Genomic DNA, 25,639 nt, shown 5'->3' with positions numbered 1-25,639 from the left:
ATATTCAAGGCAATACGTATGTTAGATAAATTTGTTACCCCCATTATAAAGCCACTACTAACACCGGTTGTTATGCTCATTAATAAAAGCGGCATTACAGCTAATCAACTCACTGTTTTTGGTTTTTTAGTGGGTATGTTTGCCGTGCCTTTACTTGCCTTTGAAATGTGGTATGGCGCATTAATCGCCATTGCGTTGAATAGAATTTTAGATGGACTGGATGGCGCATTAGCCCGCTATGCTAATCAAAGTTCTAGCGCGGGTGGGTTTTTAGATATTACTCTCGACTTTTTATTTTACGCAGCGATTCCACTGGGCTTTATTTTGGCTAATCCAGCACAAAATGCCATTGCAGGTGCTATTTTACTGGCTACTTTTATAGGTACCGGTTCCAGCTTTTTGGCCTTTGCGATTGCCGCTGAAAAATTTAAACTCGACAAACTACAATTTAAATATAAAAGTTTTTACTACTTAAATGGCTTAACCGAAGGCACAGAAACCATTGCCTTATTTGTTGCCTTTTGTATTTGGCCGCAGCACTTTGCCATAATGGCCAGCTTATTTGCTGCAGCTTGCGCCATAACGATTTTCACCCGTATTTATGGCGGTTATCACACATTAAAACAACTAGAAGCTAATATCAGTAAAACGGAGGCTATCAATGGATAACGAATTATGGTGGCGGCTTGGATGTTTTGTAAGTATTTTAGTCATAATGATGCTGCTTGAGTGGCAAGCCCCTGCACGGCAATCGCCCATAAAAGCCACTAAACGTTGGGTTGCGAATTTTGGTCTTGTATTTACCTCTTCAGTGATTGCTCGGTTAGCGGTTCCTTTAGGGTTAACCGCCGCCGCGCTTTATAACCAAGAACATAGTATCGGTGTGTTTAATCAACTAACTATGCCTCTTTCAGTAGCAATTATACTTAGTCTGCTGTTGCTAGATATACTGATTTATTGGCAACACAGGTTATTTCATAAAATTCCAATTTTATGGCGTTTACACCGTGTTCACCATGCTGATGCGCACGTAGATACAAGCACTGGGCTGCGCTTTCACCCTATTGAAATAGGTCTTAGCATATTGATAAAGCTTGCCGCCATAACTGCTCTTGGCATGCCCGCCATTGCAGTACTTATATTTGAAATAACACTCAATGGGTTAGCACTGTTTAACCACGCAAATATTCGCTTGCCAAACGCAATAGAAAAACCACTGCGTTTAATCCTGATCACCCAAGCGCTGCACCGCATACATCACAGCCAAAACCCCGAAGAAACAAACAGTAACTTTGGGTTTAGTGTTACTTGGTGGGATAGACTTTTTGGCAGCTATAAATCACAGGCAAACCAGCCTGATAAACGTATTGCACTTGGTTTGAGCCAAGAACCAAACCCCGAACAAAATTCATCCTTGTGGCAATTGTTAATAATGCCATTTAAAAAATAGCAATACGGCTAATGAAAACGCCCATGTACACCTTTTAAACCTTTATTTATAACATTACTTGGGCGTTTAACCGTTCCTGTTAACAAAAACACCCTGTTAAAAGTAAATCAATTGTAAATTATTTAAACAAATTCTTGACCCAGTTAAAAATCCCCCATATTATTTGTAAGCGCTTACATTTATCACACATAAAAATGTAAGCGCTTACAAAAATGAAAAATCAACAAATACACTATATTCTGACAATAATCAGTTGAACGGGGTTCAGTTATGAACATTGAAACAACACGCATTACTCGCCTTTTGGCTGCTATCTCATTAGCAACTTTGGCTGGCTGTGGCGGCGATGCTGCAACAACATCCAATTTTGAAAAAGTAGATCCTGCCCAGCCAGTTTCAGATTGGCAAATGGTTTGGAGTGATGAATTTGATGGCACAAGCATTGATACAAACAAGTGGAACTTTGAATTAAACTGCGCTGGTGGTGGTAACAACGAAAAACAATGTTACACCGACAGTGAAGAAAACGCCTTTATAAAAGACGGTGTACTAAACATAGTCGCCTTACCTGCTGAAGAAGGCGCAGAAAAACCATACACATCAGCCCGTTTAAACACCCGTTACAACGCTGATTTTACTTATGGTCGTTTTGAAATGCGTGCAAAGTTGCCTTCGGGTCAAGGTAGCTGGCCAGCTTTTTGGATGATGCCAACTGATGAAGAATATGGTACTTGGCCGCGCTCTGGCGAAATTGATATTTTAGAAGCGGTAAATTTAAAAACAGTTGCTGAAGATGGCACCGTTGAAGCTAATATTCATGGCACACTTCATTATGGTCGCGAATGGCCAAATAACTCAAGTTCAGGTAAAGCGTATACATTCCCTGAAGGGATGAATCCTGCAGAAGATTTTCATACTTACGCGATTGAATGGCAAGAAGGCGAAATTCGCTGGTACGTAGATGGCTATTTATACGCCACACAACGTCGTTCTGAAGTTCGTTACAATTCAAAAGATGAACCTGTTGGCTTAAAGCATAAAGGTTGGTTTGCTGAATACTTTGAACAAGGTAGCGGCGAGCTAACAACGCATTGGGATACAGCACCATTTGATAAGGACTTTTACCTTATTTTAAACAATGCCGTTGGTGGTGATTGGCCTGAAAACGTAAATAACTTAGGCGTTGACGCTGCAGCATTTGCAGAAGGTCAAAGCTTTGAGATTGATTACGTGCGTGTTTACGAATGTGCCTCTAACCCAACCACAGGTAAAGGCTGTGAAACAGTCCGCCCAGGTTACGATAGCCTAGAAGATGCACTCGTTGAAGGTAAAGCCCCTGTACCTACTCCACCAAGTGATGGTGTTGCAAGAAACCTTGATATATTTAATGGCACATTAAACGCAAACTGGATCGCTTGGGATTGTTGTGGCGGAACCACACCAGAAACCATTACCGATGCTGACAAAGGCGACGTAATTAAGTTTAACATTAACGATAATAACGGTACGGTACTTGGTTTCTCTACCCGTGGCGGTCATTTTCCTGATGGCTTTGCAGGGTCATCGTCGCCATTTGACGCTTCTTTATTGCTTGATTTAAATGGCCGTGTATCATTTGATATGAAAGTAGTAACACCTCCAACATCTTCAACTACTTGGTTATTAAAAGCCGAAGCGGGTGATGGTGGTCCTAATACAGGCGATGTAGCCCTTAGCGATAGTACTGAAGGCGTAACACCGGTTACAGGCCAATGGCAAACCTATACATTCCCGCTTTCTTTACTACAAGAAAGAGGTTTAGATTTAAGTGCCATTGATGTTTTAATGGTATTCCCAGCATGGCAAACAGGTGAAGGCGCAGAATACTTAATTACCAATGTGGCTATTGAAGGCGACTTACCAAAAGTCGACCTTTTCAGTGATGAACAGAACCTAAATTGGCCAATGTGGGATTGCTGCGGTGGCTCAACGCCTGTTGAGGTAGTAGATGATGAAGAGCACGGTTTAACTGCTGAGTTTACTATTGGCGCAACAGCAACAGTAATGGGCTTTAATAGCCGTACAGCTGCAGGCGGAAGCGGTGAAGCATTCGATGCTACTTCAATATTAGAAAACGGTGTAATAGCGTTTGAGTTAAAGGTGATTTCAAAACCAAATAATCTTGATTCAGTTTGGACTTTCAAAGTGGAGTCTGATAACGGTAGCTCAGCTGTCGAAATTCCACTAACTGACAGCATTGAAGGTATAGAACCTACTGTTGGTGAATGGCAAACATATACCTTTACCCTTGCTGATTTAGCGGGTGCAGGTTTAGATGTTAGTGCGTTAGATGTAGTGATGATTTTCCCAGCTTGGGACACAGGTGAAGGCGCCGTTTATCGTGTAGATAACGCTTTCATTGGCGTTCCATAATTAAAAATCACTTAATGGTAGGTGCATATATGCACCTACTTATCGTAAAATTTAGTTAAAAGCAGAGCAATTATGAACACATTTAATTTTAAAAAAAGCCAATTAGCGGCTTCTGTGTCACTTATCATCACTGCAAGCACGCTTAATATCGCTCATGCAGCAGAACAAAATACTGTTGAACCTGAAATCGAAGTAATACAAGTTAAAGGTATTCGTGGTTCATTAATCCGCTCTATGGATATGAAACGCGATGCATCTGGGGTAGTCGATGCTATTTCTGCTGAAGAAATGGGTAAATTCCCCGATACTAACTTAGCAGAGTCACTACAGCGTATTACGGGTGTATCGGTGAGTCGTGCAAACGGTGAAGGTAGCCAAATTACAGTGCGTGGTTTTGGCCCATCATTTAACTTGGTAACACTTAATGGTCGCCAAATGCCTGGAACGGGTAACTCACGTTCGTATAATCTGGAAAACATTGCCTCAGAAGGTGTTAGTGCCTTAGAAGTATTTAAAACTGCTCGTGCTGATGTGCCCAGTGGTGGCTTAGGTGCGACGGTTAACATTTCAACAACTCGACCTTTACAAAGACCTGGCCAGCATTTTTCGGCAACAGCTAAAGCTATTCATGATTCATCAAATGAAGCGGGTAGCAATGTAACTCCGGAAGTATCAGCTATTTATAGTAATACCTTTAGCGATGAAATGTTTGGTATTGGTTTTTCTTTTTCGCATCAAGAACGCGACTTTCAAAAGCAAAGCGCCAATATTCAAGGTTGGCAAGCTAATGTCGACTTACCTACTCTTGCAGAAGGTGATTTTATTGATCCACGCGCAGTAGATGCGCAAGGAAATCGTGAAGGTAATCACTTTTTTGCAAAAGACATGAACTACGCAATTGAAGATTTACAACGCGAGCGTACTAATGGGCAAATCACACTGCAATTTGCACCCACAGATAATTTTGTAGCAACCCTTGATTATACAGCAAGTGAGGCTACAACAGGCTCAGAAACTCTCGGCTGGGGTATTTGGAACGACTTTGGTAGTAACATCAACGGCTACGAGTTAGATGAAAATGGCACAGCAATTTATGCAGATATAAGTGGTAACGATGCGTCATTTACCTCGAGTAAAAACACCACTGAAGTTAAAGCTCGTTCTATCGGCTTAAATTTAGATTGGCAAATTAATGAAACATGGCAAGTTGAGCTTGACTACCATGACTCTAAAAACGAAACGGATAACGGCGCAGACAAAGGTCTTGGTAGTGATGGGCAAGTTATTTTAGGTTCTGATCAGCTTGTAAATAAAATTTATGATTATCGCACTGGCGAAATTCCACATGCGCAAGTTAATTGGAAAAACGGTACCAGCGTATTAAGCCCTGGTGAAATTGATTCAAACTTTAGCCAGTTTATTCACTCACCGGGAGAATCCAATATTGAGCAACTTCAATTACATACAACATGGATAAACGATAGTTTTGACATTGGTTTAATTGAAGTTAAGTTTGGTGGTTCGCGTACAGAGCAAAATACTGGTGGTTATGAAGCATGGAGTGGCTTAGTTGGCGGCCCTGGTTTTAACCCTTCTTACACCGAGATATTCCCGGATGGCATGTTTACCCTTAATGACACTTCAGGACTATTAGACCAATTTGCCGGTGGTGGTAACGATTTACAACCTAACTATTACTATAGCTTTGATTTTGATGAAGCCGTAGCAAGACAAATGGCATACCTTACAGCTGATGTAACTGGTGGCGATGCCTATGCACCTAATGCCTACCTTGATGGTATTGACAGTCAAAGCGCTGTTGAAGAAATTACCAACAGTATCTATGTTCAATCGCGTTGGGAGTTTGAAGTTAGCAATTACTACATAAAAGTAAATGCAGGTCTACGCTATGAAGAAACCGATGTAAGTAGCTCTGTTCGTCAACGAGTAGAGCAACAAGTAAATTGGATCAGTGCTTCAGAGTGGATCACTCAATATGAAGCTGGCGGCGATGACAACTTCTTAGTTCAAGAAGGCAGTTACGATATTTTACTACCATCAATAGACCTAAGTGTTGACGTAACTGATGACTTAATTGCTCGCGTATCATGGGGTAAAACTATGTCGCGCGCTCCATTAGGTGATTTAGCTGGTGGTCGTAACCTAACAGGCAGCCCAAAACCGGGGTCACGAGTAGGTAGCCAAGGTAATACAGGATTATTGCCGTTTGAATCAACAAACCTTGATTTATCATTAGAGTATTACTACGCAGAGGGCAGTTATGCATCTATAGGTTACTTTAAAAAGGACGTTGATAACTTTATTCAAACCACCATTACTCCAACCACCATTGAAGGCTTACATGATATTTTAAATGGCCCACGCTATTTACAAGCGGTTAGTGATATTGAAGCTCGTGGTGATCAAGCAACAACCGATGCTATTTTTGCGCAAATGCTTGCAAATGGTGATGGCAATGCCAACGGACAAATTGAACCAAATAGTAATGATCCACTTATTACTTGGAACATTAGCCAACCACAAAATACCGATAGCAAATCAGTCGATGGTTTTGAAGTGGCAGTACAGCACTTAATTGGCGAGACAGGTTTTGGTGTCGGTGTAAATGCAACGTTTGTTGACGGCGATGTTGAATTTGATACAGACAGCCTAGACCAACAAGCTCCATTAACCGGCTTAAGTGATTCAGCTAATTTCCAAGCGTTTTACGAAAAAGAAGGTTTATCTGTAAAAGTTACTTATGCTTGGCGTGATGCATATTTAATTGGTGTAGGGCAAGCGCAAGGTTCTGCTGATGCACCACCACAATATGCTAAATCATATGGCCAATGGGATATGAGCGTAAATTATGACGTTAATGAAAATGTGACGGTATTCTTTGAAGGTATTAACCTTAATAATGAAACCGAGCAAGGCTATGGCCGTTACGAAGAGCAATTCTTATTTGCTCGCCAGTATGGTCCACGCTACGCAATTGGCGCACGCTATACCTTTTAATAAACCTAAGTAATTAAACAGTCAAAGCCGCTCATTGAGCGGCTTTTTTTATAACTGTTTAATTTTTTCTAATAGCTTATCGGTTGTCCAATCAATATCGTTATAGGCAATATCGGGTTTATAATAATCGCCCTTTCCTCTTGCTCTATTCACATACACTTTATTAGGCACTATCACTTTACCTAAACCTGAGGGTAACTCAGCTAATCGAACATCCATATACAGTGAGTCAGCACTGCTTGGCGCGCCAAATAACTGAGTGTTTGAAAACTGCTTAAATACATCAATGGCATCAAGACACGCACTTGCACACTGTGGCGGCACAATAACAAAAACCTGTGTTTTAAAGTCACTCTCTGGCACCGTGCTATCGCTTTGGTTTGGTTTACTTTGCGGCTCTTCGATGTAAAATAGCTTATTATTTTCAAGTGACTGCGCCATACCTGCAGCTATTTCTTTAAACTCTTTTTGTGCTTTAGGTTGATCTTTCAACACTTCAATTAATGATTTAACATGGCTAGTATTATCTTTTGACGCTCTCCACCAAACTCGGCTATTTTTTGAGTAGTTATCCATTTTTTGTTCAACAACTTGCTCACCCCACAACGCTTTTGCAAGCTTTAAGCTCCAATACGACGAACCACCTTGGTTATGACGAAGATCTAAAACCACCGTTTTTGCACTGAGTAACTTAGTACGTTGACTCGCCACTTTCTTATACAGGTTATTGTAATCATGAGTTTGCTTATCGTTATTTGCAAAACTGGGCATAGCAATCCACGCTATGTTTTGCGCAGGCCAAGTTAAATCGGTTGTAAGCTCATCCCCATTATAAGCATGTGTTAAATGCTTACTTACACTCTTTGGCCGAACAGACCAATCAAGGGTTTTACTGTAAGCTTGCCCATTAGCTTTAATAAATTGACATTCTTTTAGAGGTGTTAAAAATGGGTTGCCCTCATCAATTAGTAACCGCCAACCTTGCTGCCACCAATGCCCAGGTTGTGTAACCTGTCCATGAAATTTAAACACTCTTTGTCGCATTAACGTCTCGGTACTTTGCCCATCGCATCCACTTATCACATCACCTTTATTTATATTATCTGTTTCACTGTAATACACTTTTAATGCATCACCCCGCCAAACGGCACTAAAACCAGGCCAACGACGAGCAGGTCGTTCAACGCTTGAAAACACACCTGCATGACCATCTTGTAGCACAGTACTAAAACGCGCAATTGCCGCAACATGAACCTGTGGCCCGCTCGCTTTAGCAGACAGTGCAAGTGCTTCTGCTTTTGCTTGCTTTAATAGCTCAGGAAAGACTGGGTTGTTAACATCAAACATACCGGGGTGGTTTTTTGCCGAAATACTGTAAGCAGCTTCAATATCACGATCAGTAACACTGCGCCATTGCTCTGGTGTTTGAGGAGTAACTGCTAATTCTGCCATGCTCAAGGTAGGCGTAATTAATAAAGCACTCAATAAAGTACGGCTAACTATTTTTGTTTTTATGTTCATGAAAATCCATTTTAAATTAGGTTATATAATTACTGTAAACTCATTTGGTGGAACTAAAAATACCTTAAATCAAATAAGTATCAGCAAATTATTTTTATAGCAGTAACTTAACAACATTAAAAGCAGCTAACAACGAGTAAGATTTAAAATGAACTGGCTTTAAATTTAGAGCAACAGCTTACTTAGACGTTAGTTCAATTTTGGTTTGCAGTAGTGTTATGCGGGCGTTGAGTTTTCTAAAGCTATACTGTGAATAGAAAAAGTTTAAAAAGAAAGCAGCAAAACCTGAAAAAGCAAGCCCTATCAATGGGCTGAAATAAAACATTAACAACAAAACAATAACAGCCATCGCTATCGTAAGTCCCAAATAATGAGATGCACTAAATAACTTTCGGTAATTTTTTTCAAGCTGAACTATGTGAGAATCTATATCCATTAAAAATTTCCTTTTAACAAACCAACGTTAACTATCTTGAGCTTTAGGTAGCTACATAAGCAGCATCTAAAGAAGTCCATTCATTCCACTGCGCCTTTGTTAATCGATATAACTGTACGGCACGACCGTGAAATTCATGATTGCTATAATCTGTAAAGCCAATTTTCTTTGCAACTCTCAATGACGCAATATGCTCAGGTTCAATAATAACAACAACGGATTGATGAGTAGTTTGAGTAAACACATACTTTAAAACACTTTTAGCCGCTTCGCAGGCTAAGCCTTTATTCCAAAAATCGACCGCTAATCGATACCCTAAATTAGGCTCTTCGTTCCCCGCAACACTTTGTGGGGAAATACCACAAAATCCAATCAATAAATCGCTGTTTTTATCTATTAGTGCCCATGGGCCCAAATCATATGAATCGTAGCATTGTAAACACCACTTTATAAATTCACCAGTTGCGGCTTCATCGCACACACCACGAATTGAGTATTTCATTAATTCATCGTCACTAAGAATTTTACTTAATGCCGGCACATCATCAATTGAAAACTGCCGAATAAGCAATCTTTGGGTTTCACAAATTTTCACTCAAACCTCCTTGTAATTACAGCTAAAAACTTTCAAAAAAACCAAGTAATTAAGGTAGGTCTCTCAGTTATTTAGTTCTTTTTATGTTTTGAATGCCACATAAAGTATCCAAATAATATGCCTACTAAAGGAAATATTATTAAAGATGAAATGATTCCATCAAAAAAATCTTGCTCACCTGTAAGGTGCATGATTAATTGAAATAAAATAGCTGTAGGAATTCCCCAGCCTAAAGGACCTCTTAGTAAAATAAAACGTAATTTAGTATCGTTTATATTCATGAGTCTTCCTTAATTTATAAGCCCAAATAATGAGCTAAAATCAACACAATGCTGATGTATTTCTTAGATTGACAAGCCGAACGTTTAAACAAATGATAGGCACTAGTGATTGTTTTAAATTAATGCTATTGAAAAAACACTTAACCAACTTAATTGAATACCATAAGAGATACGTTGATAGGTACCAGGTTTACTTTGTGGTTTTATTGCTTTAGCCATAGCAAACAGATAATAAACTGTAGCGATAACAGAAACAATTGAAAAAACACGAAAGTATAGAGAGATAACTTCTGTGGTTGGACTAATAGCTATTAATATTGGTGCTACAACCAGCGAAAGTAACATAATAAAACCAGCCCAAGAATGTACCTTGCAGCTAAAAGTTGGATGTTTAGTAAATGGGTCAGCATCCATAGGAAAATAACCCGCAACCCAGGTACCAATACCATGCACTATAACTAACCAACCAGCAATATTAACCAATATAGAAACATTAGCCAATTGCGCCAAATACCAGCCAAAAAAGCAAAATAGAAAACCTAAAGGATAATTATTAATTAGCGGTGACAGTTTTTCAGTTGGGCTTCCTGTTGCACCTAATTCACTACAAAATTGTTTAGAATGGCTGTAACCTTTATAAAACCGACTTGCTACATAAACACCAATGAATATCCATAATGTGACTATTAACCCTGAATAAATCGCAATCGTTTCAAACATCACCATAATCCTTTTTGTGATTAATTCACTAAAGCCTTTTTAAACACAGAGGAGAAAATGAGCCGGCTTCGAGTGACGAGCAGCGAGATTGTGCAAACAGCCTGAACCTAGCCATAACAGCCCTGAGCTAGAACCTTTAATCTACTTTTTCAACCCAGCGCCTTATTACCCTCTTTGTGCATGATTCACTGAGGTTTTATTTCGCCTCATTAATAAATCATTTCTTTATTATTATAATTAACCACTAATCAAATGCTATCAGTATTAGTTTTAAAAAAAACAAAGCGCTACAACAATGCAGCGCTTTCATTACTTATAGGTTGTTTGTTTAAACTAAAACGCCTTATTAAAAGAAGCCAAGGGGATCTTCGCTGTAACTTACTAATAAGTTTTTAGTTTGTTGGTAATGATCGAGCGCGAGTTTGTGCGTTTCGCGGCCTATACCAGACTTTTTATAACCGCCAAACGCAGCGTGTGCTGGGTACATATGGTAACAGTTGGTCCATACGCGACCGGCTTCTATTTTGCGACCAAAGTGATAAGCGCGGTTCATATTACGGCTCCATACACCTGCGCCTAAACCAAATTCTGAGCTGTTAGCCAATTCGAGCGCTTCGGCTTCGTCTTTAAAGGTCGACATTGAAATAACGGGGCCAAAAATTTCTTCTTGGAACACGCGCATATCGTTAGTGCCTTTTAATAAAGTAGGTTGAATGTAATAGCCACCATTTAGCTCATCGCTAAGTTGCTCAACATGACCGCCACTGAGTACTTCAGCACCTTCTTGTTTGCCAATATCAATGTAACTTAAAATTTTATCAAACTGTGCTTTAGAGGCTTGCGCACCTACCATGGTTTCGCTGTCTAGCGGGTTACCGCGTTTAATTTGCTTGGTACGTTTTAAAATGCGTTCTATAAATTGCTCATAAATATCTTCTTGAATGAACAAGCGTGATGGACAAGTACATACTTCACCTTGGTTAAAGTAGGCAAGAATGGCGCCCTCAATTGCTTTATCTAGGTATGAGTCGTCTTTTTCCATAACATCGTTAAAGAAGATATTAGGTGATTTTCCCCCAAGTTCTACCGTTGAAGGAATAATATTTTCAGCTGCGCATTTTAAAATATGTGAACCCACAGGGGTTGAGCCTGTAAAGGCAATTTTAGCTATACGCGTATTAGTTGCCAGTGCTTCACCAGCTTCTTTACCAAAGCCATTTACTACGTTTAGCACGCCGCCGGGTAGTAAATCACCAATAATTTCCATTAATACTAATATTGAGGCGGGTGTTTGCTCAGCAGGTTTAAGTACCACACAGTTACCAGCTGCAAGTGCAGGTGCTAGTTTCCATGCAGCCATTAAAATTGGAAAGTTCCACGGAATAATTTGCCCTACAACACCTAATGGTTCATGAAAATGATACGCCACCGTGGTTTCGTCTATTTCACCAATACTGCCATCTTGAGCACGCAAGCAACCGGCAAAGTAACGAAAGTGGTCCGCAGCAAGTGGAATATCCGCCGCGAGGGTTTCGCGAATGGCTTTACCGTTATCCCATGTTTCGGCCACTGCAAGTAGCTCTAGATTTTGTTCAATGCGATCAGCAATTTTTAATAAAATATTACTGCGCTCGGTAACTGAGGTTGTGCCCCACTGCGTTTTTACGGCATGCGCTTTATCAAGCGCCAAATTAATATCGTCTTTGTCAGAGCGGGGAATTTTACAAAACACTTTGCCATTTACAGGGCTAATATTCTCAAAGTATTGACCATTAACGGGTTCAACCCACTCGCCGCCAATATAGTTACCATACTGCTGTTTAAATGTGATGAGTGCGTCTGCTGTGCCTGGATTTGCGTAAATCATATGTGTGTTCTCTTGTTGTTGTTAGCTAAAAGTCTAAGCCGAAATACCAGCAACTTGTTAGAGTAATGTAGCTAGTTGCTTTATATTTAATCGGTATTGATTGACATTAGACTATTAAGCGCTTAAAAACTTGATTAGCAGTCCAAAAAAATTGTCTGTGAGTCCAAACGATTTAATCATTAAAAAGGCTGATTATGTATTCGTCACAGTTAAATAAAAAACGCCAACAACTTGATGTACTTATTGAAAACAAAGTGAGCTTTGCTGCCGACAACAGCGAACTGAGTATTTATGATACTTATAAAAGTGCGCAAAAAGTGGCGCTGCATTCAAACGAATTACTGTTTTGTGCCATGCTCAGTGGCAAGAAAATTATGCATGTTGAGAATAGTCATTATCATAAAGCGTTTTTACCCCACGAATCGTTTGTATTAGCGCCCGAGCAAGGGGTGCTGATTGATTTTCCACAGGCAACTCTCAACTCACCTACCACCTGTTTAGCGATTGAAATCAGCACAGATAAAATAACCAATGTGGCTAATGCGCTTAATATGCAGCAAAACTTTGCTAGTGATACCTTATTTGAATACAGCCCTAATTTAGTGCATACCCAACATAATGCGCAAACTCAGCAGCTATTAGAGCGAATGGTGCATTTATTTAGTGAGCAAGGCGCCGAGCGACACTACCTAATTGATTTATCGTTAAACGAATTGATCACCCGTTTACTGCAACAACAAAGCCGCGATTTATTAATGGCCAACTGCGATAAACTGCGTCTAAAAAGTAACGTGAGTGATGCACTGCAATACATTGAAGAGCATTTAAGCGACACACTCGACATAGACACATTATGCAAAATAACTTGTATGAGTCGTAGTAAGTTTTACCAGCAATTTAAACTCGCTTTTGGCACCAGCCCTGCGCTTTGGCAGCAACAACTTAGGCTTAAAAAAGCCCGCACGCTTTTATTAGAAGGCCAAGCTATAAGTAAAGTGTGCTACGACCTTGGTTTTAATAGCGCCAGTCATTTTAGCCGTTTATTTAAGCAAACCTTTGGGATTGCACCTAAACAGTGTCGGCATTAACTCAATGCAACAGTTTTTGTTATATTAAACAGCCTAATATGTTAATTTACTAATTTCCTGCTAAGTAGTAATGAGTCGCTGATGAGTAAACCCACCCGCTGGACATTAAAAAGTATCGCCAAAGAGTTAGGTGTGTCTAATGCTACGGTATCAAATGCGTTTAATCGCCCTGATCAACTCTCGGCTAAACGACGCGAAGCCATACTTAAAGCTTGCAAAGAGCTCGGTTATTATGGCCCTAATAAAGCGGCGCAATCTTTGCGAAGTGGCACATTTAATATTGTTGCTTTAGTGCTGCCAGATAGCGTGGAATATATGGTGTCAGACCCTGTCGCCAGTAGCTTTATGCGTGGTGTAACCTCAGTGCTTGAAAAAAACGGCATTAATGTTTTATTGTTTTCAGGCAATAGCGACAATCTCAATAACGTTGTTGATTTTGTTGATGGCTTTATTTGTTATGGTCGCCCGCGAAATAAAGCACTGGTAGAGCAACTAAAAACAGTACAAAAACATGTGGTTACTGTGGATTTTGATATTGCCCGCAACGCATCAATTAACATAAACAACGAACAAGCCAGTTACGAAATAGCCAAACATGTTTTGCACAGGGCAACTGATAACGTGGCAATATTGGGCTTGAGATTACTCGATGAAAATGTATTGTGCCGAGTTTACGAACATCATGAGTTTGAAACGGGTCAATCTATTTCTCACCAACGCTTACGAGGTTATCAGCGTGCGTTAAATGAAGCGAATGTAACGGTAGCCGACGACCGCATTTGGAATATTCCTGAAAGTAGCGAGCGTTTTGCCAGCATAGCTGCAAAAGAAGTATTAAACGCCTCACCACGCCCTGATGTGATTATATGTATGAGTGATTTAATCGCCCTCGCCACCATGCGAGAAGCAATAAAACAAGGGATAAAAATAGGGAATGAGATACGTATTGTTGGATTTGATGGCATAGAAGAAGCAGCCCGTTTTGTGCCTCGCCTTACGACTATTCATCAAAATAGCCAAGAAAAAGGTGTAATAGCTGCTAACTTATTTATTTCTAAAGAAGAAAAACAACACGAAGTAGGTTACGCACTCGATATTGGTGCAAGTAGCTGAGTGCTGTTAGTAGCGCAGATAAAAAAGCCAAGCTTAAGTTGCTTGGCTTTTTGGTTTTCAACAAATAAAGCTATTTAAACTAATAAACTTTGTAAGTTTAAAGTGGTTTCTTGAGCACCATTAACCTGTGTAATAAGTGCGGTACGACTTGTAAAATCAATACTCAAAGAAATTGACTGTTGTTCAAGCTTCCACATTAAACAACATACATTTTCGCCACCTTGAGCAGTAAATTCACCAGCAAATGCAGGGTGTTCATTACGTATTTTAATTAACGCTATTAATCCTTTTACTACCGGCTTATTTAGCGCTTCATCTATTTTAGCGGCATCTAAATAAGGGCGATTAATATCACGACCAACGTTCGTGCTCGCCAGAAGCTCCATATCATTTTTGCAAGCAAATAAACCACCGTAATATACTTGTGGTACACCCGGTGCAAAAAATTGAATGGCGCGAGATAATAAGTAATCAAAATCATTTGCGCCCAATGCATCGTAATACGTACAGTTAACTTGATATAGGTCGACGTTACTTGCAGCTGCACCTGTTGCTTTACGGCTCTGGTTATTGCTGTTGGCATGCATGGTTTCTACTAGATTATCTATTTGAGATGCGTTCAACAGCCCAGGTTTATCGCCCATTGGACCCGCGTCAATAATGCCAATGCCATCATGGGTGTCTAGTACAGTTAAACAGTTACGCGGTGAAATTTGTAACCACTTAAGCAGTGCGTCTACGTCATTATTAAATAAGCTATGTAAAATAAGCGGTGGTAGGGCAAAGTCGTATACCATGTTTACGCGCTTAGCCACGTCAACTTGAGTTTGATAATGACTATGAATTTCAGCAATGGTTTCCATGCCTAAATCATTTGCCTGCTTTGAGAGTTTATCTAAATAGGCAAATGTTTCATCGAGCATAAAACAGTTAGTACCTGCTTGCTTAATGGCGTAACCCGCTGCATCTAAACGAATAATGTTTACGTTGTTAGCAGAAAATTTAGTAAGTACGTTATTTAAATAGGCAATGCCCGCTTCTACTTTTACATTTATATCAATTTGGTTGTCGGTAAAGGTGGTCCAAAAATCATACGTTTGACCATCACCGCATTTCATTGGTGTAAAACAGCTTCCAGGCCGTGGACGGTAAATGGCTTGTTGTTCTTGGTTGCTCATGCCATTGGGGAATACGTCTTCTTTAGTTAAAAATAAATCCCAAAACTCAGAGACTTTGCCTTTGGCCAGCACATCCTGAAATTGAAACGATTGCGCCGATACATGGTTCACTATTAAATCGGCCATTAAATCATGGTCTTTTCCAAGTGCTTGAATATCTGACCAAGTTCCTATTCGGGCATCAACTTCACTGTGATCAATTGGGTCAAAACCTGCATCGCTACCATCTATTGGGTTATAAAATGGTAATAAGTGTACCCCTGCAAAAACGTCTTTAAGTGGACCCTTTAGAAGTGCTGTTAATGCGTTTATATCTTTACCGGTGATTCGATCAGCGTATGTGATCAATTGAACTTTATTCTTCATCATGTGTGATTACCAAGTTGAAACTTAATCGATTAAGATATATCTTTAACTAGCAAGTAAGAATTTACAAGTAATTTTTAAATATTTTACATACAAATATCGTGGCTCGATTAATACTACAATAAGTTACTGACAACTTAATGTGTGTTACCAAGCATTTAACGAGGAAAAGCAAATGACAAAATCACACACACACGTAAGCAGCGATCCGTTGCAACAAATTCGTTGGCTCACATACATGATGTTTTTTATGTTTGCCATGACCTCTGACGCCGTTGGCATGATCATTCCCGAACTCATAAGCGATTTTGGATTAAGTATGACCCAAGCCAGTGCGTTTCATTATGCGCCTATGGCCATGATTGCAATAAGTGGATTATTTCTAGGCTTTTTAGCCGATAGCCTTGGCCGTAAAAAAACGATTATGCTTGGTTTATTAATATTCTCTGCAAGTTGTTTTTTGTTTGCGATTAGCAGCAGCTTTATATTTTTTGTTTTTTTACTGTGCTGTATTGGCCTTGCCATTGGTTTATTTAAAACCGGTGCACTGGCGCTTTTAGGCGATATTTCTAATAGCAACGAAGAACACACCAAAACCATGAATAAAGTAGAAGGTTTTTTTGGCATTGGAGCCATTGTTGGCCCTGCTTTAGTTGGCGTGCTGCTGGTTCAAAATGTAAGTTGGACTTACCTTTACATCATTGCTGGCATTATGTGTTTGATTTTGGCATTGCTTGCTTGGCGTGCCGATTACCCTGCTGTGGTAAAAAGTACAGATAAGCCAGCCTCACTAAAAACGACTATAAAAATGGTTAAAAATCCTTATGCACTGGGTTTTTCACTTGCAATTGCTTTATATGTTGCCACCGAAGTCGCCATATACGTGTGGATGCCTACTCTGCTAAAAGATTACACTGGCTCATGGCCGCTGCTGGCCACTTACGCACTTACAATCTTTTTTGTGTTACGTGCTGCAGGGCGTTTTATTGCGGTATGGTTACTGAATAGGTTTAGTTGGCAAGGAGTTATGGCTTACTTAAGCTTTGGCATTGCGCTGTGTTACGTTGGCACTCTTTATGGCGGCGTTGATTGGGCTGTGGCTTTATTACCTCTCTCAGGTTTATTTATGTCGATGGTCTACCCTACTTTAAACTCTAAGGGAATATCGTGTTTTCCTGTGCATCAACACGGTGCAGTAGCCGGCGTTATATTATTTTTTACCGCACTGTCAGCCGCCTTAGCACCTTTATTTATGGGTATGATCAGCGATTACTTTGGACACGTACGCTACGGTTTTTATTTAGCTACGGGTTTTGCAGTCATATTATTTTTGGCTATGCTATTTAATTATATTCGTGACCCATCAGCAGCAGCATTAGAGCAAAGTAACTTAGTCGCTGAGTAAACAAACAACTTTTAATGCTATAAAAACATTATAAAAATCAATGTTTGAGTAAAAAAAAAGCAAATAATTAACAAAATAATTTGCTTATTGTAAAAACTTTGTTATTTTTACTTAATCGATTAAGTAAAAATAACAACTTCCCTTTGGGTTTAAAACGAGGCGTTCACATGACAACACACAACACACCTTTATATCTGATCAGTGCTTTAGCGCTCGCCGTTAGCCAAGGCGTTAATGCACAACAACAAGAGCAAAATACACAAGCGCAAGCTAACAAAGGGCTAGAAACAATTGTTGTTACCGGTGTTCCCCGCAGTACAACGATAATGGCGTCAAGTTCTTCTGTAAGCAGTGTGTCGCTTGAGCAAGTTGAGGTGTCTACGCCTCGCTCTACTGCTGAGGCATTTAGAATTATTCCTGGGGTTCGCTCAGAATCAACCGGCGGTGAAGGTAACGCCAACATTGCAGTACGTGGTTTACCGGTTGCCTCTGGTGGTGCTAAATTTTTACAGCTTCAAGAAGATGGCTTACCTGTTTTACAATATGGCGATATTGCATTTGGTAACGCTGACATTTTTATGCGCTTAGATAACACAGTGCAAACCATTGAATCTATTCGTGGTGGTTCAGCCTCTACCGCAGCAAGTAATGCACCGGGTGGCATAATTAATTTCATTTCAAAAAATGGCGAAAACGAATCGGGCAGCGTATCAACTACACTTGGCCTAGATTACGATACTATTCGAACTGACTTTGAATATGGCACCTATTTAAATGACACTGTACGCTTTCATGTTGGTGGTTTTGTACGTCAAGGTGAAGGCCCACGTGAAACAGGTTACACATCAAATAAAGGTGGGCAAATTAAAGCCAACCTGACCAAAGATTTTGAAAATGGATACGTGCGTCTTTATTACAAACATTTAGATGATAAAAGTGTTGGCTACTTACCTATGCCAATGTATGCAAATGGTGACTCAATTCCTGGGTTTGACGCACAATCAGATACCCCGCATTCAGCATTATTTACTAAAACAGTGCGCTTAAACGGCGAAAACCAAATAAGCAACGGCGATATTCGTGATGGTATGAATCCCCAAGTTGACTCAATTGGTTTTGAGGCTGTATTTGATTTAGACAACGATTGGCGTATTGAAAACCGTTTTCGTAAATCATCTGTAAGCGGTAATTTTAATTCATTGATCCCAGCTGAAGTTGGCGATGCATCAGCTATAGCGCAAAGTATTGGTGGTGTGGGTGCAACGCTTAGTAATGCGACCACAGGTGCTGCATTTAACGATGATTTAGCCATGCGTATTCATACGTTTGACGTAACCATGAATGACTTTGACTCAATTGTTAACGACTTCAAACTGACTAAATCGCTAAGCGATGATACTAGCGTTACTTTTGGCTATTATGCGTCAACCCAAAATATTGCCATGTCGTGGTTATGGAATTCCTACCTAATGGAGCTCAAAGGTGATAACGCTGCGCTGTTAAATGTAACAGCCGCCGATGGGACTGAATTCTCTGAAAATGGCTTATACGCTTATGGCACGCCTTTTTGGGGTAACTGTTGCCAACGTGATTACGACACAGAATACGACACTCGTGCACCCTATGTTGCATTTTCAACTAAGGTGGGTGACGTAAGTATTGATGCTAGTGCCCGTTATGACAGCGGTGAAGCACGTGGTAACTATGCAGGCGCGGTTACCTCAACCGTTGATATGAATCGCGACGGTGTGATTTCTGTTCCTGAACAAAATGTTGCAGGTATTGACCTTGCAAATGCCAGCCCTGTTAATTACGACTGGGATTACGCATCATATTCAATTGGTGCCAATTACCAAATTGACTCAAGCCTTGCAACGTTTGCACGATTGAGTAAAGGCGGTCGCGCCAATGCTGACCGACTTTTATTTGGTAAAGTTCGCGCCGATGGCTCAGTAGCCGATGAAGATGCCGTTGATGAAGTAAACCAGTATGAGTTTGGTATTAAAAAGCGCTTTGATTCACTGTCAGTTTTTGCCACGGCATTTTATGCACAAACTGAAGAGCAAAACTTTGAAGCGACATCACAAACCTTTTTTGACCGCGAATATGAAGCAAAAGGGATTGAGGTTGAATCAACCTACTTTATTGATGCATGGGATTTTCGTGGTAATTTAACGTGGACAGACGCTGAAATTGCAAAAGATGCACTTACCCCTGAAGTGGTTGGTAATACGCCTCGTCGCCAAGCTGATTTAATTTACTCATTAATGGCACGTTACACTTATGAAAAAGGCTCTGCAGGCCTAAGCTTTATTGGTACTACCGATGCCTATGCTCAAGATAATAACGATCTTAAGTTTGATGGTTACACTCAAGTAAATGGCTTTGTAAGCTACGATTTATCAGAAAATCTTAATATTGCGTTAAATGTAAATAACCTATTCGATACGGTAGGTATTACTGAAGCAGAAGAAGGCTCAATACCTGATAACAACATTATACGCGCACGTGCTATTAATGGCCGTACAACGTCATTGACGTTTAAATACGCGTTTAACTAACCAACTTTAGTGTAACAATCGCTGAAGCTATGTTTGTTCAGCGATTGTTACACTAGTTTTAATAATTCTCCCTTGAATTTTGACCTAGCCATGCTAGGTTTTTTAGGATTTACACTATGACCAAATTACTTAGCCTTGGTGAACTGCTTATTGATATGCTGCCTCAAGACTCTCAAAACAGTGCTTATTTGCCCATTCCAGGAGGTGCTCCAGCTAATGTGGCAGTAGGTTACGCAAAGCTCGGCGGCAAAGCTGCGTTTTGTGGCGGTATGGGAGATGACTATTTTGCTAAACAATTAACTAATGCGCTTGAGCAATATAACGTAGATACTGAGTATTTATTTACCATAGAAGGCGCGCAAACAGCTATGGTTATTGTCAGCCTAGATGAAAGCGGCGAACGCAGCTTTAACTTTTATCGTCATCAAACAGCCGATTTACTGTTAACGAATGAGCATTTAAAGCGTATTAATTGGGATAAATTGAGTACCCTACACTTTTGTTCAAACACCTTAACCAATACAGCTATAGCAAAAACTACTGTGTGTGCTTTAAAGCAGGCTAAAAACAACCAAAAAATCGTTAGCTTTGATGTAAATTTACGCTACAGTTTATGGCAAAATAGCAATGACATTGAGCAAAACGTGCATGCATGCTACGCGTATTGCGATATTGTTAAGCTCTCACGTGATGAGTTAAATTTTTTAGCAACGCAACGCCAACAATCAGCTGATGCCTACTTACAATCACTGCTTGAATTAGGCGTCAAGCTGGTGTTTTTAACCGATGGTCCAGCACCAGCGACTGTTTACCATAACGCTTTTACCCTGAGTGAAGCAGCTCCAACAATTACCGCTGTAGATACCACCAGCGCCGGTGATGCTTTTATTGCTGGCGTACTGTACTACTTAAACCACAGCGATAATGCAGTGCCACTTACTGATAAGCTAAATGATGAGTCAATAGTAAAAAAAGCGCTTCACTTTGGTCTTCGCTGTGGCTCAAAAGCATGCTTAGCTAAAGGCGCTTTTCCTGCGCTTCCCACGCAACAAACACTGTCAAAATAAACTAAGGTACTTACAAAAAAAGGCCACTGTTGGCCTTTTTTTACTAAGCGTCTAAATTACTGGTTTTTAGCCATTCTAAAGCGGCAGTAGCATTTTCAAAGTATTGTATTTCACCCGACATAAACCAACTGCCTAACTTAGCTATGGTAGATTGCCACTCTTTATTGCCGTAAATCGCTATTTTTTTAAACTCTTTGTTGTGCTTTAAGCCAAGTTTTAAATCGTCCCAAGCAGCACGAAGCTCCCAACCATCTAACTCGGTGCCATCTATTAATACATTAACAATAGGATGTTTAACTTCGCCTAACGCTGAATCGATCATCGGGGTGATCACTTCATAGTCTTTGTGAGTTAAGGTACCAATTGCCTTAAGTGTTAAGAAAAACTCATTGCCTGAGCGCTCAATACCAATCGACAAACCATGTGTTAAATTAACCATAACTCAACCCTTGAATGAAAAGAGCTTAAATTATAGGCAATAGTTAAAAGCTTTTACTTGAAGCAGATCAAAAAAGTCACTTAATGCAGATTTATTTTTTGAGCTAATTATGTTTTTTTAACCGATTAACTTGGTTTTTTACATCGTTTAAATAGCCGGTTTTTATCCATACTCTTGCGCCATTGTTACCCGCTGTGGCGTTTATTTGGCTATTAACAGGAACTCTAAGCCAGCTGTGTTTTTCAAGTGTGTCGTTATGCTCTTGTAAAGTGCCATCCAAAACCAACAACTCAGCGCCACCACTCACCGTGAGCGCTAAAGATTGATTAGCATTAAACTGTACAATACTCACTGTTTCATACGTATCTTGATATAACAAAATGACATTTAGGTCATTAAACTCGGGGGTTTTCTGCCCTTGCATCTGCTGTGTGTGAATACACACGTGCTGGCGATCTTCTGGCTGAAACTGCCATAGTTTTACAAAAATAATACAACCGTCTTTTGAGCCAGGAGTATGCTTTGATTGTGGAGGATTACGAATATAGGTACCTTGTGGAAAGTCACCATGCTCATCTTGAAATACCCCATCAAGTACTAAAAACTCTTCACCGCCGGTATGTGTATGTGGGCTAAAGTGGCTGTTTGGCGCATAACGTACAATGCTAGTGGCACGAGCAACCTCGTCGCCCACTCTGTCAAGTGGACGTCTATCAACACCCGGCATGGGCGAAGCTATCCACTCAAGTGACTCACTATGCACCACCACACGTTGACTAAAGTCGGCAGCAATTTTCATATTTGACTCCAAATTATTAATTTATAACTAAACGCCAATACTTGGCTAAGGGTTTTTTGCCAAAAATGCCTCACTGCAGTATTCCCCATTTAATAAATCGACAGCAACAAACTCTACTTTTTCAGTCGGTTTTTTTTCAGCAAGTGCAATACGAGCCTGCAATGGGTTTGGGTAATTTTCTACGTCATAAATTTTCATAATGCTCTCTTATATTTTTAACGACAACTTAGGTTTATATTGGTAAACAGAAACTACCTACTGATAGGTAATTTATAGCAAGCGCTAAATGTTTGCAAACTAAAAACAAAAGAGCTTGAAAATAACTACCTACTGGTTGATAATTTTTTCAGATAACAGCAAGGAAATATCAAAATGAGTAAAAAAGCAGCCCTGCTACAAGCCGCAGAAAATAAAGTGCGACTGGGTGGTTATAGCAACTTTAGCTTTAGAGAACTTGCTACTGAGATTGGTATAAAAAGTGCCAGTGTGCATTATCACTTTCCAACGAAAGCTGATTTAGGCGCTGAACTCGCGCATCAATACACCGATGCCTTTATTGCAGTACTTGGCGATCCGAATGTACATAAAGCAAACGGTAAAAATCCCATCGATATTTACACTCAGTTATTTAGAAATGCGCTCGTGATAGACAAAAAGATGTGTTTATGTGGCTTACTCGGTGCAGAAAGCGACAGCCTACCCGATAAAGTGCGGGTTGAAGTTCAGCGGTTTTTTAATAAAAACTTAGCCTGGTTAACTCAAGCACATCAAATAAATGGAGAGCTTAATCCTGCTCGGGCGGCAATACAAACAGTCAGCTTATTAGAAGGGGCAATGATTATTAGTAAAACCCTAGATGATATCAGCTACTTCGAACAAGCGACTTTTTAGCGGTAGATAGTCAACATAAGTGGTTGGCGATCAGAAAGTTGATAAATCTATTAACCAAATTACTACTTGTTCAAGCATAAAAAAGCGAGCTTAAATAAAGCTCGCTTTTTGCATTAATAACTATGTAGTTTTAAGCTGGACGCGCTTTATGTTTTGAATGCACAAAAGCCAATACAATAAAGCCTACAACAGCAACCGCTACACCAATTGGTTTACCTAAATCACTTGATAAGTTTAATCCTATTGCCGCAGTCATTATGTATGACAGGGTCACAGCTGAAGCAATTACAGCAGGTATACTAGCAATCCAGTGGAATGTACCACGGTCAAATAAATACTTAGTAGCAAGCCATAAAACACTGGTAGAAAGCAGCATATTTGAAAACGCGAAGTAGCGCCAAATAACAGAGAAGTCGAGCTTAGTCATAAAGTAAGCAATGGTTAAAATTGGCAACGCTAACAACAAACGATTACGTAAACTTTGCGGAATACTAAACGCATCCACCATTGTTAGGCGCAGTGAGCGGAACGCCGTATCACCTGAGGTGATAGGGAAAACAGCAACAGCAATAATAGCCATAATACCACCAAATACACCTAAGTAGCTGTTTGCAATATGGTTAACCACTAAGCCTGGACCGCCTAAATCAAGCATCGATTTTAAACCCGCATAACCTTCTGGGAAGGCAGCAATACCAGCAAGCGCCCACACACAACCTACAATACCTTCGCACATCATCGCGCCATAATAAACCGGGCGTACATATTTTTCGTTAGTTAAACAACGAGCAATAATAGGTGCTTGCGTTGAGTGAAAACCACTAATGGCACCACAAGTAATGGTGATAAATAGCAACGGCCAAGTAGGCAGTCCATCAGGGTTTGGGGCTAAAAAGTCGTGAGCATGATCGGCTTCAAAATACGCTAAAAAGTCGCCAGCTACTGGTAAATGGGGTGCGTTGATTAACAGTGAGACTGCAATAGCAACTGTCATTACAATCATTAACAAGCCAAAAATAGGGTAAAACTTAGTGATGATTTTATCGATTGGTAATAACGTGGCTAAAAAGTAGTAAGCTAAAATAGCGAGAACCCAAAATGTATTACTAGCAAAAATGGTGCCTTCAAATGCATCTAAGTTACTCAATAATCCTGCAGGGCTCATAATAAACACTACACCAACAAAGAATAACAACATAGCAGTAAATATAAGCATAAAGCCTTTAAATACTACGTTGTAATAATGGCCTGCAATTTCAGGTAAACTTTTACCGTCTTCTTTAATACTCATTACGCCAGAGAAAAAGTCGTGTACAGCTCCACCTAAAACGTTACCAAGTACAATCCAAACCAGCGCTACTGGGCCATACAAGGCGCCAAGTATGGGACCAAATATGGGGCCTACTCCTGCAATATTCAAAAACTGAATTAAAAATGCACGAACAGGGTGAATAGCAACATAGTCAACACCTTCGCTAAAACGCTTCTGTGGTGTGTCTACTGTCGAGTCCATACCCGCTTGTTTTTCAACAAACGGGCTATAAAACTTATAGCCTAATATTAAAATAGTCAGGCAAATAAAAAAGATGATCATAAAGCACGCTTCTCTTTTTGTATGTGTGTATAGGGCACAGTATTGCAGCCCAAAATTTAAAATAACAATTGAACGTAGCATATGAAAAACCACGCAACAATGAGACGTTTGGCTAATGCGCTTACAAAATGAAATTTATTCGAAAAAATAAAACTAAGTAAAAGCTTACGTTACTCATAAAAACAGCATTAAAAGACGTTAAAAGTACTTATATTGCGACTAAAATCTATACGCCAATTTGCAATAATAGCTACACCTGAGTGATTAATTAGCCTACGATAAACATTATTACTACTTTAAATTTACTGCCTTTGCCCTACATGGCTTTGCCAAAAAACAAGGATGCCCTTAATGACACCGTTTACTACGCCCGATTTATACGATGAACATCGCGACCATGTGCAAGTTGCTGACAGTGGCTTGCAACACTTTGGTAATAAAACTCACTTTTATGGTCAAGTAGTGACCGTCACCTGCCCTGACGACAACTCATTTGCTGGTAACATACTGCATGAAAACGGTGAGGGAAAAGTATTGATTGTTGATGGTTTTGCCAGTAAACGTTTTGCCTTTATTGGCGATATGATTGCAGAGCGCGCACTAAAAAATGGCTGGCACGGCATAGTTATTAATGGTTGCTGTCGCGATATTGAAATTCTTGCCACACTTGATTTACCTGTAATGGCGCTAGGCGCAACACCGCGCTGTACCACTAAGCGCGGCTTAGGCGCTAAAGATCACCCGGTTAATATGTTAAACACTACAATTAATACCGGTGATTGGGTATATGCTGATGTAAACGGCTTAATAATTAGCTCTAAAGCGTTGTTTTAACCCC

The 25,639-nt window shown here is 40.0% G+C and carries 21 protein-coding genes and 1 pseudogene; 11 read left to right on the top strand and 11 right to left on the bottom strand.

The window, feature by feature from the left end; genetic code table 11:
• Positions 1-18: 18 nt before the first annotated feature.
• The 4 genes from ACNSN2_RS16940 (at position 19) to ACNSN2_RS16925 (ending at position 6,880) form a co-directional block, all read left to right on the top strand.
• On the top strand, positions 19-669 hold the full coding sequence (locus ACNSN2_RS16940; protein ID WP_418609633.1) for a CDP-alcohol phosphatidyltransferase family protein: 651 nt from the start codon (positions 19-21) through the stop codon (positions 667-669).
• Positions 662-1,450 carry a sterol desaturase family protein gene (locus ACNSN2_RS16935; protein ID WP_418609635.1) on the top strand — a complete coding sequence of 263 codons (789 nt, stop codon included), beginning with the start codon at positions 662-664 and terminating at the stop codon, positions 1,448-1,450. The genes ACNSN2_RS16940 and ACNSN2_RS16935 overlap by 8 nt, the downstream gene beginning before the upstream one ends.
• Positions 1,451-1,720: 270 nt before the next feature.
• Positions 1,721-3,862, top strand: coding sequence for a family 16 glycosylhydrolase (locus ACNSN2_RS16930; RefSeq protein ID WP_418609637.1), 2,142 nt, complete (start codon positions 1,721-1,723; stop codon positions 3,860-3,862).
• Between the two features lie 72 nt (positions 3,863-3,934).
• Positions 3,935-6,880 (top strand): TonB-dependent receptor, encoded by a 2,946-nt coding sequence (locus ACNSN2_RS16925; protein ID WP_054201351.1) that lies wholly within the window; start codon positions 3,935-3,937, stop codon positions 6,878-6,880.
• Positions 6,881-6,928: 48 nt separating this feature from the next.
• Here ACNSN2_RS16925 and ACNSN2_RS16920 read toward each other — a convergent pair whose 3' ends face one another.
• The 6 genes from ACNSN2_RS16920 to ACNSN2_RS16895 form a co-directional block, all read right to left on the bottom strand.
• Positions 6,929-8,401 (bottom strand): S41 family peptidase, encoded by a 1,473-nt coding sequence (locus tag ACNSN2_RS16920; protein ID WP_138595748.1) that lies wholly within the window; start codon positions 8,399-8,401, stop codon positions 6,929-6,931.
• A gap of 178 nt (positions 8,402-8,579) precedes the next feature.
• A complete protein-coding gene (locus ACNSN2_RS16915; RefSeq protein ID WP_418609639.1) occupies positions 8,580-8,837 on the bottom strand; it encodes a hypothetical protein in 258 nt (85 codons plus the stop codon).
• A 43-nt stretch (positions 8,838-8,880) separates the two neighbouring features.
• On the bottom strand, positions 8,881-9,432 hold the full coding sequence (locus ACNSN2_RS16910) for a GNAT family N-acetyltransferase (RefSeq protein ID WP_418609641.1): 552 nt from the start codon (positions 9,430-9,432) through the stop codon (positions 8,881-8,883).
• Positions 9,433-9,503: 71 nt separating this feature from the next.
• Positions 9,504-9,713 carry a hypothetical protein gene (locus tag ACNSN2_RS16905; protein WP_054201355.1) on the bottom strand — a complete coding sequence of 70 codons (210 nt, stop codon included), beginning with the start codon at positions 9,711-9,713 and terminating at the stop codon, positions 9,504-9,506.
• Between the two features lie 114 nt (positions 9,714-9,827).
• On the bottom strand, positions 9,828-10,433 hold the full coding sequence (locus tag ACNSN2_RS16900; protein ID WP_418609643.1) for a DUF998 domain-containing protein: 606 nt from the start codon (positions 10,431-10,433) through the stop codon (positions 9,828-9,830).
• 346 nt (positions 10,434-10,779) lie between these two features.
• A complete protein-coding gene (locus ACNSN2_RS16895) occupies positions 10,780-12,300 on the bottom strand; it encodes an aldehyde dehydrogenase family protein (protein ID WP_010389285.1) in 1,521 nt (506 codons plus the stop codon).
• 194 nt (positions 12,301-12,494) lie between these two features.
• Here ACNSN2_RS16895 and ACNSN2_RS16890 point away from each other — a divergent pair, with 194 nt between their 5' ends.
• Together ACNSN2_RS16890 and ACNSN2_RS16885 are read left to right on the top strand one after the other, a co-directional pair.
• Positions 12,495-13,388, top strand: coding sequence for an AraC family transcriptional regulator (locus ACNSN2_RS16890; protein WP_010389287.1), 894 nt, complete (start codon positions 12,495-12,497; stop codon positions 13,386-13,388).
• Positions 13,389-13,469: 81 nt separating this feature from the next.
• Positions 13,470-14,501: a LacI family DNA-binding transcriptional regulator gene (locus ACNSN2_RS16885; RefSeq protein WP_418609646.1), complete on the top strand. Its 1,032-nt coding sequence runs from the start codon at positions 13,470-13,472 to the stop codon at positions 14,499-14,501.
• A gap of 74 nt (positions 14,502-14,575) precedes the next feature.
• Here the strand turns inward: ACNSN2_RS16885 and gtfA are convergent, their stop codons facing one another.
• Positions 14,576-16,048, bottom strand: coding sequence for a sucrose phosphorylase (gene gtfA / locus ACNSN2_RS16880; RefSeq protein WP_418609648.1), 1,473 nt, complete (start codon positions 16,046-16,048; stop codon positions 14,576-14,578).
• A 172-nt stretch (positions 16,049-16,220) separates the two neighbouring features.
• Here gtfA and ACNSN2_RS16875 point away from each other — a divergent pair, with 172 nt between their 5' ends.
• From ACNSN2_RS16875 to ACNSN2_RS16865, 3 genes are all read left to right on the top strand, one after another.
• Positions 16,221-17,450: an MFS transporter gene (locus ACNSN2_RS16875; RefSeq protein WP_055011497.1), complete on the top strand. Its 1,230-nt coding sequence runs from the start codon at positions 16,221-16,223 to the stop codon at positions 17,448-17,450.
• A 167-nt stretch (positions 17,451-17,617) separates the two neighbouring features.
• Positions 17,618-20,011, top strand: coding sequence for a TonB-dependent receptor (locus ACNSN2_RS16870; RefSeq protein ID WP_418609650.1), 2,394 nt, complete (start codon positions 17,618-17,620; stop codon positions 20,009-20,011).
• Positions 20,012-20,127: 116 nt separating this feature from the next.
• Positions 20,128-21,078: a carbohydrate kinase family protein gene (locus ACNSN2_RS16865; protein ID WP_109875137.1), complete on the top strand. Its 951-nt coding sequence runs from the start codon at positions 20,128-20,130 to the stop codon at positions 21,076-21,078.
• A gap of 43 nt (positions 21,079-21,121) precedes the next feature.
• Here ACNSN2_RS16865 and ACNSN2_RS16860 read toward each other — a convergent pair whose 3' ends face one another.
• The 3 genes and pseudogenes from ACNSN2_RS16860 to ACNSN2_RS16850 form a co-directional block, all read right to left on the bottom strand.
• The gene (locus tag ACNSN2_RS16860) at positions 21,122-21,517 is read right to left on the bottom strand and encodes an STAS/SEC14 domain-containing protein (RefSeq protein WP_075170008.1); all 396 of its coding nucleotides are present in this window, start codon (positions 21,515-21,517) and stop codon (positions 21,122-21,124) included.
• Positions 21,518-21,620: 103 nt separating this feature from the next.
• Positions 21,621-22,316, bottom strand: coding sequence for a cupin domain-containing protein (locus ACNSN2_RS16855; RefSeq protein ID WP_418609653.1), 696 nt, complete (start codon positions 22,314-22,316; stop codon positions 21,621-21,623).
• Between the two features lie 48 nt (positions 22,317-22,364).
• Positions 22,365-22,514 (bottom strand): annotated as a pseudogene (locus ACNSN2_RS16850) (glutathione S-transferase); the annotation flags it as partial.
• Between the two features lie 174 nt (positions 22,515-22,688).
• On the opposite strand from ACNSN2_RS16850, the gene ACNSN2_RS16845 reads away from it, so the two are divergent.
• Positions 22,689-23,207: a TetR/AcrR family transcriptional regulator gene (locus ACNSN2_RS16845; protein WP_010389306.1), complete on the top strand. Its 519-nt coding sequence runs from the start codon at positions 22,689-22,691 to the stop codon at positions 23,205-23,207.
• A 130-nt stretch (positions 23,208-23,337) separates the two neighbouring features.
• Here ACNSN2_RS16845 and ACNSN2_RS16840 read toward each other — a convergent pair whose 3' ends face one another.
• Positions 23,338-24,801: a carbon starvation protein A gene (locus ACNSN2_RS16840; RefSeq protein WP_076918827.1), complete on the bottom strand. Its 1,464-nt coding sequence runs from the start codon at positions 24,799-24,801 to the stop codon at positions 23,338-23,340.
• Between the two features lie 351 nt (positions 24,802-25,152).
• Here ACNSN2_RS16840 and ACNSN2_RS16835 point away from each other — a divergent pair, with 351 nt between their 5' ends.
• Positions 25,153-25,635, top strand: a complete 483-nt coding sequence (locus ACNSN2_RS16835) for a putative 4-hydroxy-4-methyl-2-oxoglutarate aldolase (protein ID WP_418609656.1) — start codon at positions 25,153-25,155, stop codon at positions 25,633-25,635.
• Positions 25,636-25,639: the final 4 nt, after the last annotated feature.

Source organism: Pseudoalteromonas sp. US3C1013 (assembly GCF_048401115.1).
Lineage (GTDB): Bacteria > Pseudomonadota > Gammaproteobacteria > Enterobacterales > Alteromonadaceae > Pseudoalteromonas > Pseudoalteromonas undina.
The sequence above is the reverse complement of the archived record's forward strand: the minus strand, read 5'-3'. Positions and strand labels throughout refer to the sequence as shown.